The sequence below is a fragment of the Kocuria sp. CPCC 205263 genome (assembly GCF_040981075.1).
Lineage (GTDB): Bacteria > Actinomycetota > Actinomycetes > Actinomycetales > Micrococcaceae > Kocuria > Kocuria rosea.
Window position 1 is genome coordinate 54,685 of sequence record NZ_JAVKPV010000011.1, and the last position, 14,084, is coordinate 68,768.

Below are 14,084 nucleotides of genomic sequence, written 5' to 3' on the forward strand. Positions count from 1 at the left end.
AGGCTGCCCCGCGGAGCAGCTCGACGTCGTCCCCCGAGCTTATCCATCGGCAGACCGACGACCGGACGAAACCGGTGGCGCGCCGGTGCGCGCGGGGCCCGCCGCCGTTGCGGAGCCCCGTCCCCTGCCGAGGAGCAGGGTCCGTGGCCGGTGGGCCGTCAGCGGGTTCGTCGAGCCGGTGCCGTGGTGGAGGGCGCGTCGGCGGGCCCGGCGGTGCCGTGGCCGCGGAGCACGGCCGGCAGGGCCGCGGCGGCCAGGAGCGCGAGCACGACCAGAGGCACCCAGGGGGCGCCGGGCCACCAGTGGTGCCGGTCGGTGAGATCGAGCAGCTGCCCGAGCACGGCGTTGCCGGCCAGCACGGTGATGCCGCCGCAGGTGGCGGCCAGCCCGTAGTAGGCGCCCCGCCCCGAGGTGGGTCCGTGCGCCGGGACGAACGACGGGATCAGGGACAGGATCGTGGGGGTGAGGAGCATGTGGCCCAGGATCAGGACGGCGACGGCGCCCAGCAGCGGCGCCATCGAGCCGGTGGCGGTCCCGGGGTGCATCGAGGTCAGGGCGACCAGGGTGAACGCGCCGGCTTCGAGCACGAAGCCGACTGCCAGGGCGGCGCCGGGGCCCATGCGCAGACCGGCGGCGGAGACCGGCAGCTGCAGCAGCAGGGTCAGGACCGAGGCGAGCAGGAACAGCGCGCCGAGCCAGGCACCGTCGAGGCCTCGCCGGCCCAGCTCGACGGGCACGGCGAAGTAGAGCTGGTGGTAGGCCAGCATGTTCATCCCGGCCAGTGCGCAGAACGTCACGAAGCGCCGGTCGCGCAGGCAGGCCCACCGGGGGCCGGCCGCGGAGGGCGCCGCGGCGGGCGTCCCGGCTGCTCGGTCCGGCTGATGGTGGGCCGGTTCGGCCGGGAGCAGGTACCAGAGCAGGACCGTCACCGCGGTGAACACCCCGATCCCCAGGAACAGGGCCGCGTCGAATCCCCAGCCCAGGAGGAACGACCCCAGCACCGGGCCCAGGACGGCGCCGATCTCTCCGGTGATCGCCAGCCACACGAACACCGACCGCCGGCGGCCGGTCCGGCGGTCCGGGCCCTGCGACCCCGCCGGCTGGTCGGCGTGGGAGAGCCGGGACTCCAGGGCGGGTGAGAACAGGGCGCCCCCGGCACCGGTGAGCACCGCGCCCAGGAGGAACAGGGCGAAGTCGGACGCCGCCGCCAGCGTGGCGTAGCCGACGATGCGCACCAGGCAGCCGGTGAGGACGGCCCGGCGGGCACCCCACCGGTCGGCCAGCATGCCGCCGAGCAGGAACATGCCCTGCTGGCTGAAGGTCCGGGCTCCCAGCACCAGTCCGATGGCCGCGGCACCCAGGCCGTACTCGGCGCCCATGGCTCCGGCCAGGAAGGGCACCACGGCGTAGAAGCCGAGGTTGAACACCAGCTGCGCGCCCAGGAGGGTGCGCGTCTCGGTCCGGTGATCATGGAAGGACATCGAGGTGCTCCTCGGACAGGCGGTGGGTGTCCAGGATCGCGCACACCTGGGGCAGTGCCGCCGCCACCAGCTGCCTGCTGTGCTCGTGGCGTGGTCGGGCGAAGAGCTCGGAGGTCTCCGCGAGCTCGACCAGGCGGCCCTGGAAGAGCACCGCGACCCGGTGGCTCATGTAGCGGACGACGCTCAGGTCGTGGGAGATCATCACGAGGGACAGGCGCCGGTCCCGGTGCAGGCGCAGCAGCAGGTCCAGGACGGTGCGCTGGGTCACCGCGTCCAGGGCCGAGGTGGCCTCGTCGCAGATGAGCACCGCCGGTTCCAGCAGCAGTGCTCTGGCGATGGTGAGCCGCTGCAGCTGGCCTCCGGAGCACTGGCCGGGACGCCTGTCCAGCAGCTCCGGCTCCAGCCCCACCTCCCGCACGACCTCGTGGATGCTCGCACGCCGTTGCTCCGGCGTGCCGTTCCGGTGCCGCAGGAGGGGGGCCTCGAGGCTGGTGCCCAACGGCATGCGGGGATCGAAGGAGTCGTGCGGGTCCTGGAAGACGAGCTGCACGTGCGAGGCCGCCGCGCCGGAGCCGGCACGGTCGGCGGCCGGGGTGCTGGTGATCCGCCCGCTGTCCGGTGCCTCGAGTCCGACGATCAACCGGGCGAGCGTGCTCTTGCCGGAGCCCGACTGCCCCAGCACCCCAAGGATCTCGCCCTCCCGCAGGTCGAGGGACACCCGGTCCACCGCGGGACGGGCATCCCGCCGCTTCGGCCCGAAGCGCTTGGTGAGGTCGTCCAGCACCACGACGGGGCGCGCCCCGCCGATGGCGGGCGGAGTCCCGGTGGGGGTGAGGGCAGATGCCTCCAGGAGGGCCTTCGTGCACGTGCTCCGCGGATCGTTGAGCACGGTGCCGGCCGGTCCGGACTCCTGCACGCGCCCGGCGTCGAGCACCACGACCCGGTCGGCGTAGGCGGACACGGTGGCCAGGTTGTGGGTGATGTAGAGGACCCCCAGCCCGCGGTCGCGCCGTTCGCGGTCGATCAGCTCCAGGATCTGCCGCTCGAGCACCGTGTCCAGGGCTGACGTCGGCTCGTCGGCCAGCAGCAGTCCGGGGCGGCCGGCCAGGGCCAGGGCCACCATGGCCCGTTGGGCCATGCCGCCCGAGAGCTGGTGGGGACGTGCCCGGGCGCACCACCGGGGGTCCTCGAACCCCACTTCGGCCAGCAGTTCCAGCGTTCGTGCACGAGCCTGCGTGCCGCGGAGGCCGGCATGGAGCGTCAGCGGTTCCCGCAGATGATCGCCGACGGTCCGGCGGGGGTTGAACATGCGCTGAGGCTGCTGGTAGAGCATGCCGATCCGGCCGCCGCGCACACGGTTCAGCTCCGCTTCGCCGGCCCGGGCGAGGTCGGTGTCACCCAGCCGGATCGTCCCGGCGTCGCGGTGCACCTGCGGGGGCAGCAGGCCCAGGACGGACATGGCCGTCAGGGTCTTGCCCGACCCGGAGGCGCCCACCAGCGCCACGAACTCCCCCGGAGCCACGGTGAGGTCGACGCCGGACAGGAGGGGACGGCCACCGGCGCCGTCCGCGCCCGGCCGGTGGCTGAGGTGCAGGCCCTCGACGACCAGGCGCTCAGACATCGCGTTCCGTCCGCGACGATGCCGGCAGCAGCATGCGGGTGCTGCTCATGTGCGCCAGCCGTTGGCCGATCAGTGTCACGCACAGCGCAACGGTGAAGACCACCAGGCCCGGGGCGAGGATCGTCACCGGCGCCCGGACGGCGTACGGCTGGGCCGCGGCCAGCATCGCCCCCCAGTCCGACTGCGGCGGCTGCACCCCCAGCCCCAGGTAGGACAGGGCGCCGACGGTGATCAGGAACTGGCCGAACCGCAGCGCGGCCTGCCCGAGCAGGGGCCCGGACAGGTGCGGCAGGATGTGCCGGAGGACGACGAAGGACGGCGAGCACCCCAGGACACGCGCGGCCTCGACGAAGCCGCGGGCCGAGACGTCGTAGGCCAGTGCCCGGGCCAGCCGCGCGAAGGGCGTCCAGCCGGTCACCGTCAGGGCCAGGAGCAGGGACAGGGGGCCGGGGCCCAGCACGGCGACCAGGAACAGGGCCACCACCATCTCCGGCAGCGCCAGCAGGACGTCGTTGGTCCGGGTGAGCAGCTCGTCCACCCACCCCCGCCGGCGGGCGCTCAGCACCCCGATCCCCGTGCCGATCACAGCGGTCAGCACGGTGGCCACGGCGGCGGTCACCAGGGAGAACCGGCCGCCGTCGAGCAGCCGGCTCAGGGTGTCCCGGCCCAGGTGGTCCGTTCCCAGCCAGTGCGCCGGGCCGGGCGGGGCGAGCCGTGCCGTGAGGTCCTGGGCTGCCGGCGGGTACGGTGCGATCCAGGGCGAGAACACCACGGACAGCACGATCAGGGTCAGGAGCGCCGCCGCCGCCCAGACCAGGACGGGCCGGTCACGCATGACGCCCCCTGATCCGGGGGTTGAGGATGCCGTGCACCAGATCCGCCGCGGTCGTCAGGACGACCGCCAGTCCCACGACCACCACCACGCCGCCCTGGGCGAGGGGGATGTCGCTGTTGCGGACGGCGTCGAACAGCAGCCTCCCCATGCCCGGGATCGCGAAGACGACCTCCACGATGACGGACCCGCCCAGCAGACCGGCGAACCACACGGCCACCAGCGTGGTCAGGGGCAGCAGACCGTTGGGGAGCACGTGGCGCCAGACCGCCTGCGGGTAGCTGAGTCCCCGGGCCCGGGCCGCGACGACGTGCTCGGCGCCCAGCGCCTCGAGCATCCCTTCGCGCACCGCCGAGGTGAAGTAGCTGATGGGGCGCAGGGCCAGGACCGCCACCGGCAGGACCGCGGACGCGGGACCCTCCCAGCCGGCGGAGGGCAGCAAGGACAACTGCAGCGCGAAGACCAGCACGAGCATCGGGGCCAGCCAGTACTCGGGCATCGCGATGAAGGCCTGGGTGACCGTGGTGATCAGCCGGTCGGCCGGGCGCCCCTCCTGCAGGGCGGCCACGGTCCCCAGCACCACGGACACCGCGGCCGCCACGCCGAGGGTCACGACCACCAGGCTCAGGGTGATCCACAGGGCGGGCAGCACCTGCTCGATCACCGGGGTCCGGCTGGCGTAGGACAGGCCCAGATCGCCGCCGGCGAGCCGGCCGAGCCAGCGCAGGTACTGCACCGCGAGGGGGTCCTGGAGTCCCAGCTCGAGCGCCAGCCCCTGGGCGGCGGCGTCGTCGACCACCTCCCCCGCCACCCGCGACCGGATGATCTTGCGCACCGGGTCCCCCGGGGTGATGTAGGGGATGAGGAAGACCACGAAGGACGCCAGCAGAACGGTGCCCCCCAGGGTCGCCGTCCTCCTGGCGAGGAACGCCGTCATCGAGGCCCCCGCGCTCGCGGGGCTCTGCAGCTGCCGGTCGTGCTCACGAGCCGGACTTCGTCGTCTCCGCGCGCAGCACGTACCGGGACAGCGGGTCCTGGACGTAGTTCTGCAGGTCGGTGCGGACCGCGTCGATGGCCTGCTCGTTGACCAGCCAGACGTTCACGGCCTGCTCCTCGAGGATCTGTCCTGCCTGGGCATAGAGCTCGTAGCGCTGCTCGGCGTCGGCGGTCCCGGCGGCCCGGGCGATGAGCGCGTCGTAGTCCTCGTCGCAGAAGTGGCTGAGGTTGTAGCTGCCCTCGCACGTGTAGTCGGCGGTGAGGAACCCGATCGGGTCGGCGATGTCGATCAGGCGGTTGCGCTGGCTGAGCACCATGTCGTAGTCCCCGGACAGCAGGTCCGGCTCCACCGCGGCGTACTCCTTGGTCGTGATGGTGACGGGGACGCCGACGCTCTCCAGGTTCTCCTGGATGACGGTCGCCACGTCGGCGAACTCGGCCCGCTCCACGATCGCGATGATCTCCAGCGGCCGCTCGGCGGTGTAGCCGGCGGCGGCCAGGAGCTCCTTCGCCGCCGCCACGTCCTGCTGCGGCGTCTCGGCCCCCTCGCCCGCCCAGGGCTCGGACGAGGCGAAGGGCCCGGTGCTCGGCAGGGCCGCGCCCTCGTAGACGCTGCCGGCCAGGGCGTCCAGATCCAGCGCGGAGCGGACGGCCTTGCGGAAGTCGACGTCGTCGAACGGCGCCCTGCCGTTGTTCATGTACAGCGTCGCGGTCCGCGGGGACTCGGCCTTGAGGACCTCGACGCCGGGATCGGCCTCCAGCGCGGACAGGTTGGCGACGGGGATGGACAGGGAGACGTCGGCCTCGCCGGTCTGCACCTGCGTCGCCCGCGTCGCCCCGTCCGTGATGAACCGCACCTCGGCCCCGGCGAGCTGCACCGGGCCGCCCCAGTAGTCCTCGTTCCGGTCCAGGGTCAGTGACTGCTTGGGCTGCTCCGAGACCGGGGTGAACGGCCCGGTGCAGTGTCCGAACGGGTCCACCGTCCCGCCCTCGAAGGCGGCGGGGGCCAGCACGCCGGTGTTGACACTGGCCAGCCGGTAGGGAACCAGGGGGCTCTCCTCCGGAGTGGTCACCCGCACCGTGCGCTCGTCGACGGCCTCGACGCCGCTGACGACGGCCGGGCTGAAGGCCCGGGCCGGGACCTCCGCGTCCAGGACGTCCTGGAGCGAGGTCACCACCGCGTCGGCGGTGAGCTGGGTGCCGTCCTGGAACTGCACGCCGTCCCGCAGGGTGAAGTCCCACTCCGTGGGCGAGACCTGGCTCCACTCCGTGGCCAGGGCCGGGACGATCTCCCCCTGGGCCTCGTCGTAGCGGGTCAGGGTCTCCAGGCAACCGGACAGCGACAGGATGTACGCGGCGTCGCTCTCGAGGGCCCAGTCGGCCACCGGTGCACGGAAGTTGTCCACCACGATCCGCTGACCGGGGTCCGCCGTCTGCTCGCTCCCTCCGTCCCCACCGCTGAAGCCGCACCCCGACAACGTGAGAACGGCGACGACACCCGTCGATGCCGATACCCGGAAAACTGCGCGCACAGAACCACCTCAGGTCGACGTCCCTGGACAGAGCGCCCGCCGAGGACATGTGAATGATCGGGGGATCCCCCGGAGGAGAGGTTAGGCTACCCTCAGTCTGCGGTCCACTCGGCGGACCGGGATCGTCACGAACGGGACCGGATTCGGCGTCCGCCACGGATGTGCCGGCGCTCCGTCGGGGCCGTCCTCCCGATGGCGACGCCCTCGTCGGGCCCGTTCCGTCAGGATCCCGTCCGGCGCCGTCTCGGGGCGAAGGCGGCCGGCTTGTCGGCGGCGTGGAAGTCGGTGATCAGGCGCGCGCACAGCTGCGGCTTCTCGACCAGCACGCCGTGGGAGGCGTGCGGGACCACGGCCAGCGCCCCGCGGGGCAGGGCGCGGTACGCGGCCACGGCGTGCTCGAGCCGCACCTCGTCGTCGTCGCCGACGAGCACCAGGACGGGGAGGTCGAGGCCCGCCAGGTCCGCGTCCGTGAAGACCGGCACCTCCTCGTGCATCTGCCGCAGCTTCGCCGCGACCTCGCCGTAGTGCTCGCGCCCGTCGGGGGAGACCTCCGCGTAGGCGTCGACCATGAAGGCCGGCACCTCCGCCTCGCCCGCCAGGACGCCGGGCTCCCACCCGTCGCGGTGGTGCACTCCCGCCGCCAGCACCAGGTCCCGGACCAGGTCGGGACGGCGCAGCGCCACGGTCAGGGCGACGACGGCGCCGTCGCTGTACCCCAGCAGGTGCATCGGGGCACCGGCGTCCTCCTCGAGGAAGGCGATCGTGTCCTCGGCCATCGCCGCGTAGGAGAGCGGGCCCTCCCGGTCGGGGGTGCGGCCGTGCGCGCGCTGATCGGGGGTGATCACCCGGTACCGGCCGGCCAGTTCCGCGACCAGCGGGCCCGGGGGGCGGCGCCGCGGCCCAGCAGGTCAGTCGCGCAGCATCTCCCCCACCCGCCGGACCCCCTCGGTGATGTCCTCCGGCGAGGCCGCGGAGTAGGCGAGGCGCAGGCTCGTGGAGGCGCGCCCGTCCGCGTAGCAGGCGCCGCCGGGCACCAGCACCACGCCGTGCCCGATGGCCCGGCCCAGGAGGTCCCCGTGGTCGAGGGCCGGGTCCAGGTCCAGCCACGTGAAGAAGCCGCCGGCGGGACGCGTCCAGCGCACCCCCTCGGGCATGAACCGCTCGAGGGCGGTCATCATGGCGGCGCAGCGCGCCCGGTACAGGTCCACCGCCCGGTCCAGGGCGGGCCGCCAGTGCTCACTGGCCACGTACTCGGCGGCGAGCTCCTGGCCGAGCACGGACGGGTGGATGGTCACGGCCTCGGCCGCGATCTGCAGCCGGGCCCGCACCGCCGGCGCCGCCGCGATCCAGCCGACCCGCAGCCCGGGCGAGAAGATCTTGGAGAAGCTGCCCAGGTGGATCACGGTGCCGGGGTCCAGCGAGTACAAGGACGGGAGCCGGTGGGCGCGGTCGAAGCCGAGCAGCGCGTACGGATCGTCCTCGAGGATGAGCACGCCGCGCTCGGCGCAGACCTCCACGAGCCGGCGGCGCCGCTCCTCGGTGAGGGTCACCCCGGTGGGGTTGTGGAAGTTCGGGATGGTGTAGACGAACTTCACGCTCCGGCCGGCGGCCCGCAGCCCGTCGATCCGCCCGGCGACCGCCTCGGGGTCCAGTCCGTCGTCGTCGACGTCCACGTGGGCGACCTCGACCTCGTAGCTGCCGAACACGCCGAGAGCCCCCACGTAGGTGGGGCCCTCGGCCACGACCACGTCCCCCGGGTCGCAGAACAGCTTGGTCACGAGGTCGAGACCCGCCTGGGACCCGGCGGTGATCTGGATCGTGTCGGGCGTGGTCTCCGCGCCCTGCAGGCGCATGAGCTCCACGACCAGCCCGGGCAGGCGCCCGATCCCGGCCCCGGAGCCGTACTGGAGCACCTCGGGGCCGCGCTCGGCGAGGATCCGCGCCGACATCGCGGCCACGACGTCGTGCGGGAGCACGCTCATGTCCGGGTTGCCGCCGGCCAGGGAGATGATCCCGGGGCGCATCGCGATCTCGAACACGGCCCGGACCGGGGAGGGCCGGAACTCCTCGGAGCGGTGGGCGAACAGCGAGGTGTGGTCGGGCCGGGGGGTCACGGCCGCGCCCCCGGTCACCGATCCTCCCCCGCCGGGCCCTGCGCCGGGACGGCGTCCCCGTAGATGTGGCCGGCCAGCCCGTAGGCGGGTCCGCCCGGCGCCGCGCCGGGTCCCAGTGCGAGGAGGCTGATGAGCTCGTAGGCCACGTGGGCGGCCGCTACTCCGGTGATCTCGGCGTGGTCGTAGGCCGGGGCCACCTCGACGACGTCGCAGCCGACCACGTTCTTCCCGCGCAGCCCGCGCAGGATCTCGAGCACCTCCCGGCTGGTCATGCCGCCGGCCTCGGGGGTCCCGGTGCCGGGGGCGTGGGCCGGGTCCAGCACGTCGATGTCCAGTGAGACGTAGAGCGGGCGGTCACCGACGCGCTCCCGCAGGTGCGCGACGACGGCGTCCACCCCCAGCCGCATGACGTCGGCGGAGGAGACGATGCCGAAGCCGAAGCGGGCGTCGTCGTCGAGGTCCTCGGTGCCGTAGAGCGGCCCGCGGGTGCCGACGTGGCACACGGCGTCCGTGTCGAGCAGGCCCTCCTCGAACGCCCGGCGGAAGGGGGTGCCGTGGGTGTACTCGGCGCCGAAGTAGGTGTCCCAGGTGTCCAGGTGGGCGTCGAAGTGCAGCAGCGCGACCTCGCCGTGGCGCGCGTGGGCGGCGCGCAGCAGCGGCAGGGCGATGGTGTGGTCGCCGCCGATCGCCACGAGCCGGGTGTTCTCGCCCATGAGCTCCTTGGCCTGGGCCTCGATGGAGGCGATCGCCTCGGGGATGTCGAAGGGGTTGGCCACGATGTCCCCGGCGTCGGCGACCTGCGCCCCGGCGAACGGCGAGACGTTCTGCGCGGGGTTGTAGGGGCGCAGCAGGCGCGAGGACTCCCGGACGTGGTTGGCCCCGAACCGGGCGCCGGGCCGGTAGGAGACGCCGGCGTCGAACGGCACGCCCACCACCGCGATGTCCGTGTGCTCGACCTCGTCCGTGCGCGGCAGGCGGGCGAACGTGCCCAGACCGGCCCAGCGCGGGGTCAGGGCGGCGTTGACGGGTCCGACGACGGGGGTGCCGTCCGGGGTGGTGCCGGTGATGCGCTCGGGGTTCATGGTGTGCGGTCCTCTCGGTGGATGCTGACAGGGGTGCTGGCGGGGGCGGCGGACGGGCCGGGCGGGGGGCTCACGAGCCGAGGATCCACAGCAGCACGGCGTCCTCGGTGCCGGGGTTCTCCCAGGTGTGCGGTTCGGAGCCGGGGAAGGTGACGGTGTCCCCGGCCGCCAGGTCGAAGGTGCGGTCCGGGACGTGGAGCCGGAACCGGCCGCTGATCAGGTGCAGCACCTCGGTCTCGCAGTCCATGCTGTACATCGCGTCCTCGCCCCGGCCCCCGGCGGCCACGCGGGCCCGGATGACCTGGACCTGGCGCTGGGCCGACGGCGTGACGAGCTGCTCCTCGATGCCCTCGCCGCCGAGGTCGATGTGCGGGGCGTCCTGGAGCCGGACCAGCTCCACGTCGGCGGGCCCGGCGAAGAGCGCGCCCACGTCGATCCGCAGCACCTGGCACATCCGCACCAGGGAGTCCACGGACGGGGAGGTGATGTCCCGCTCCACCCGGCTGACGAAGCCCTTGGTGAGGCCCGCGGCGGAGGCGAGCTGGTCGATGGTCATGTGGCTGCGCCGCCGGTGGTTGCGCAGCCGCGACCCGACGGCGGCGGTGTGCCCGGAGCTCTCGATGGGCAGTGCTTTCACGACGACGCCTCCTCCCGGACGGTTTTACCCGCCCGTCACGACCCGGACCCGTTCCCAAAACATGATCTGCATCATACTATGTGGGACAACTTTTGTTTCTTGTAGAGCAACCCCGTTCCGGGGAGGCTCCCGATCGACCCCGTGGGCGCCCGCGCCCCGAGGAAGCAGCGACACCCATGAACGTGCTGATCATCGTGCTGTACCTGGTCGCCATGGTGGCGGTCGGGCTCTGGGCCAGCCGCCGGGCCCACGACGCCGAGGACTACCGGGTGGCCGGCCGCCGCCTGGGCCCCGGCTTCTACACCGGGACGATGGCCGCGGTGGTCCTCGGCGGCGCGTCCACCGTGGGCGGGGTGGGTCTCGGCTACACCTACGGCATCTCCGGGATGTGGCTGGTGGTGGCGATCGCCACCGGCCTGGCCGCGCTGAGCCTGTTCTTCGCCGGCCGCATCCAGTCCCTCAAGGTGTTCACCGTCTCCCAGATGCTGCAGCTGCGCTACGGCGAGCGCGGCGGGGCCAAGGCGTCCTCGTTCGTGATGCTGGCCTACACCGTGATGCTCTCGGTGACCTCCACCTCCGCGTACGCCGCGATCTTCTCGGTCCTCTTCCCGCTCGACCGGTCGTGGGCGATCCTGCTCGGCGGCGTGGTGGTCGTGGCGTACTCCGTGCTCGGCGGGATGTGGTCGATCACGCTCACCGACATGATGCAGTTCGTGTTCATGACGGTCGGCATCTTCCTGGTCCTCCTGCCGTTCTCCCTCTCCGCGGCGGGCGACTGGACCGGGCTCGAGGACCGGCTGGACGCCACGTTCTTCACCTGGGACGGCATGGGCACGCAGGCGATCATCACCCAGTTCGTGGTCTACGGCTTCGGCATGCTGATCGGCCAGGACATCTGGCAGCGCGTTTTCACCGCCCGCTCCCCGCAGGTCGCCCGCTGGGGCGGGCTCGCCTCCGCGGCCTACGTGGCGCTCTACGGCGTGGCCGGGGCCGTCATCGGGATGACGGCCGCCGCCGTGGCCCCGGACCTCGCCTCCCCGGACGACGCGTTCGCCACGATGGCGCAGCAGTACGTCCCGGCCGGGCTCGGCGGGATCGTGCTCGCCGCCGGGGTCGCCGCCATGATGTCCACGGCCTCGGGCGCGCTCATCGCCGCGGCCACGGTGGCCCGCGTCGACGTCGTGCCGACCCTGAGGTCCCTGCTCACCCGGCACGCGGCCCCCGCCCCGGAGGACACCGCCGAGGCGCTGCGCGGGGACCGGATCTACGTGCTCGTCTTCGGCGTGGTGATCACGGTGATCTCGATCTTCGTCTCGGACACCGTCACCGCCCTGACCATCGCCTACGACATCCTGGTGGGCGGCCTGCTCGTCGCGATCCTCGGCGGGCTCCTGTGGCGGCGGGGCACGAGCCTCGGCGCGGCCCTGTCCATGCTCGTCGGGTCCGTGGTGACCGTGGCATCCATGGCGGTCTTCGGCGTGCTGGCCAACGCCCCCATCTACCTGGGACTGGCGAGCTCCGCGCTGGTCTACGTGGTGGTCTCGCTGCTGTCCCGCCCCACGCACGCCGGGGTGTTGCGGCAGTGGAACGAGCGCCTCGCGGGCACCGGCGCCGACCGCGCGGAGGCCCGCCCGTGAGCGCCTGGTCCCGGCTCTCGGACCACCTGGACGAGAACTCCGAGGGCTACGGCCCGCTGCGCGGCACGCTGGGCGCGGGCCGGATCGGGATGATCTGGCTCGCGGCGAACCTGGTGGTGACCACCCTGCTGACGGGGACACTGTTCGTGCCCGGGGTGTCCTGGCCCACGGCCCTGGCCATGATCGTCCTGGGCACGCTGATCGGCGGGGCGGTGCTGGTGCTCGTGGGGAACATGGGCACCCGCACCGGTCTCGCCACCATGTCCCTGACCAAGGGCTCCTTCGGCCTGCGCGGGTCCTTCCTGCCGGTGGCCGCGAACGTGGTCATCCTCATGGGCTGGAGCTGGGTGCAGGCGATGCTCGCCGGCGTCACCGTGAACTTCCTCGTGGCGCAGGCGACCGGCTACTCGAACCCGGTGCTGTTCTCGGTGCTCTGCCAGGCGCTGGTCGTGGCGCTGGCCGTCCTCGGCCACGAGGGCATCGCCCGGGTGGAGCCGTGGCTGGCGGTGGTGATCCTGGGCATCATGGCCTGGGTCTTCACGGTGGCGTTCACGTCCTACCCGGTGGCCGACTTCGCCGCCCTGCCCGTGGACCCCGGGGCGGGCTGGTCCTCCATCGCGGTCCTCGACGTCGTCATCGCCACGGCCATCTCCTGGACCGTGCTCTCCGCGGAGTTCAACCGGCTCGCGCGCCGGCAGTCCGCGGGCATGATCGGCTCCGGCACGGGGTACGTCCTGTCCACGGTCGCGGCCATGAGCCTGGGGGCCACCGCCGTCGCCTACGTGGTGCTCGACGGCGGGGAGGCGGTCGGGTTCGACCCGACGGTGCTCGTCGCCGCCTTCGGCGCGCCCCTGGCGGTGGTGGTCTTCCTGTCGGTGATGGCCACCAACACCATGGTCGTCTACGGCATGGTCTCCTCGGTGGTGAACCTCACGCCCTCGCGGAAGCTGCGGTTCCTGCCCGCGGCGCTCGTGCTGGGGGCCGTGTCGGTCCTCGGGTCCACCCGGCTGGGCCTGCTGGACCAGTTCACCGAGTTCCTGGTGCTGATCGGCTCGCTGTTCATCCCCGTCTTCGCGATCATGCTGGTGGACTACTACGTGGTCCAGCGCGGCGCCTACGCGGCGGACATCCTGCGCGGGCGCGGCGGCCGGTACTGGTACCGGGGCGGGGTCAACCCCGCCGCCGTGGCGGTGTGGGTCGTCGGCGCGGTCTGCTCGCTGGTGCTCACCTACGTGCTGCCGAGCCCCGTGGGCGCGACCATTCCCACGTTCGTCCTCTCCGCGGCGCTCTACCTGCTCTGGGCCCTGGCCGCGAAGCGGATCGTGCCGGGCCGGCCGGTCCAGCGCCACCTCGCCGAGGCGGGGAGGACCGGGGCGGACGGGACCGGGGCGGGGGACGGGGCCGCCGCGCCCGAGCGGACCGGCGGCCCCTGCACGGTCGGCACTGTCGGCGCGGCCGGCGGGCCGGAGGAGGCCGCCGATGCGCCTCGTTGACCTGAGCCACCCCGTGGAGGCCGGCATGCAGGTCTTCCCGGGGGACCCGGCCGTGGACTCCCGGCTCGCGGCGTCCGTCCCGCGGGACGGCTTCCAGGTGGCCGAGCTGCACCTGGGCACGCACAGCGGCACGCACGTGGACGCCCCGCTCCACACCGTGGACGGCGGCTCGCCCGTGGACGAGCTCGACCTGGCCCGCCTGGTGGGACCGGCGCGCATCGTGCACGTGCCGGACCTCCGGGAGCACGAGGTGATCCGCTGGGCGCACGTCCGCGCGCAGCTGGAGGACGTGCGGGCCGGCACGATCGTGCTGTTCCGCACCGACTGGTCCCGGCACTTCGGCACCCCGCACTACCTGGCGCACCCGGTGCTGGACGTGGAGATCGCCGAGCGCCTGCTGTCCGAGGGCGTGCACGTGCTCGGCACGGACACCCTCAACCCGGACCGCACCCCGGACGCCGGCGCGAGCGGCCCGCCCGAGCTGCCGGTGCACGCGGCGGTCCTCGGGGCGGGCGGGGCGATCGTCGAGAACCTGACGAACCTGCACGCCGTCGACTGGCGGGACCCGCTGGTGAGCGTCCTACCGCTGCGGCTGCGCGGACTGGACGGCTCCCCGGTGCGGGCGGTGGCGATGCAGCCGTGAGCCCCGCGCCGCCCCT

Annotated in this window: 12 protein-coding genes; 3 read left to right on the top strand and 9 right to left on the bottom strand. The window is 73.3% G+C overall.

The window, feature by feature from the left end; genetic code table 11:
- Nucleotides 1-158 precede the first annotated feature (158 nt).
- The 9 genes from RF647_RS15585 to RF647_RS15625 all read right to left on the bottom strand — a co-directional run bounded on the left by RF647_RS15585 (nucleotide 159) and on the right by RF647_RS15625 (nucleotide 10,295).
- Nucleotides 159-1,481, bottom strand: coding sequence for an MFS transporter (locus RF647_RS15585; RefSeq protein ID WP_368812521.1), 1,323 nt, complete (start codon nucleotides 1,479-1,481; stop codon nucleotides 159-161).
- A complete protein-coding gene (locus RF647_RS15590; RefSeq protein WP_368812522.1) occupies nucleotides 1,468-3,102 on the bottom strand; it encodes an ATP-binding cassette domain-containing protein in 1,635 nt (544 codons plus the stop codon). Before RF647_RS15590 ends, RF647_RS15585 begins: the two co-directional genes overlap by 14 nt.
- Nucleotides 3,095-3,937, bottom strand: a complete 843-nt coding sequence (locus RF647_RS15595; protein WP_368812523.1) for an ABC transporter permease — start codon at nucleotides 3,935-3,937, stop codon at nucleotides 3,095-3,097. The genes RF647_RS15590 and RF647_RS15595 overlap by 8 nt, the downstream gene beginning before the upstream one ends.
- Nucleotides 3,930-4,871: an ABC transporter permease gene (locus RF647_RS15600; RefSeq protein ID WP_368812524.1), complete on the bottom strand. Its 942-nt coding sequence runs from the start codon at nucleotides 4,869-4,871 to the stop codon at nucleotides 3,930-3,932. Before RF647_RS15600 ends, RF647_RS15595 begins: the two co-directional genes overlap by 8 nt.
- Before the next feature lie 43 nt (nucleotides 4,872-4,914).
- On the bottom strand, nucleotides 4,915-6,462 hold the full coding sequence (locus tag RF647_RS15605; RefSeq protein ID WP_368812525.1) for an ABC transporter substrate-binding protein: 1,548 nt from the start codon (nucleotides 6,460-6,462) through the stop codon (nucleotides 4,915-4,917).
- Nucleotides 6,463-6,683: 221 nt separating this feature from the next.
- A complete protein-coding gene (locus RF647_RS15610) occupies nucleotides 6,684-7,337 on the bottom strand; it encodes an alpha/beta fold hydrolase (RefSeq protein ID WP_368812565.1) in 654 nt (217 codons plus the stop codon).
- 33 nt (nucleotides 7,338-7,370) lie between these two features.
- Nucleotides 7,371-8,594 carry a PLP-dependent aminotransferase family protein gene (locus RF647_RS15615; RefSeq protein WP_109243083.1) on the bottom strand — a complete coding sequence of 408 codons (1,224 nt, stop codon included), beginning with the start codon at nucleotides 8,592-8,594 and terminating at the stop codon, nucleotides 7,371-7,373.
- Entirely contained in the window at nucleotides 8,591-9,658 is a 1,068-nt protein-coding gene (gene speB, locus RF647_RS15620) for an agmatinase (RefSeq protein WP_368812526.1), read from the bottom strand. The genes RF647_RS15615 and speB overlap by 4 nt, the downstream gene beginning before the upstream one ends.
- Nucleotides 9,659-9,728: 70 nt before the next feature.
- Entirely contained in the window at nucleotides 9,729-10,295 is a 567-nt protein-coding gene (locus tag RF647_RS15625) for a helix-turn-helix domain-containing protein (RefSeq protein WP_368812527.1), read from the bottom strand.
- A gap of 176 nt (nucleotides 10,296-10,471) precedes the next feature.
- Here RF647_RS15625 and RF647_RS15630 point away from each other — a divergent pair, with 176 nt between their 5' ends.
- From RF647_RS15630 to RF647_RS15640, 3 genes are read left to right on the top strand one after another with little or no spacing between them, the layout of a single operon-like run.
- Nucleotides 10,472-11,932: a sodium:solute symporter gene (locus tag RF647_RS15630; protein ID WP_368812528.1), complete on the top strand. Its 1,461-nt coding sequence runs from the start codon at nucleotides 10,472-10,474 to the stop codon at nucleotides 11,930-11,932.
- Complete coding sequence (locus RF647_RS15635) at nucleotides 11,929-13,425, top strand: cytosine permease (protein ID WP_368812529.1); 1,497 nt, start codon at nucleotides 11,929-11,931, stop codon at nucleotides 13,423-13,425. Before RF647_RS15630 ends, RF647_RS15635 begins: the two co-directional genes overlap by 4 nt.
- Nucleotides 13,412-14,068, top strand: coding sequence for a cyclase family protein (locus RF647_RS15640; RefSeq protein WP_368812530.1), 657 nt, complete (start codon nucleotides 13,412-13,414; stop codon nucleotides 14,066-14,068). The genes RF647_RS15635 and RF647_RS15640 overlap by 14 nt, the downstream gene beginning before the upstream one ends.
- Nucleotides 14,069-14,084: the final 16 nt, after the last annotated feature.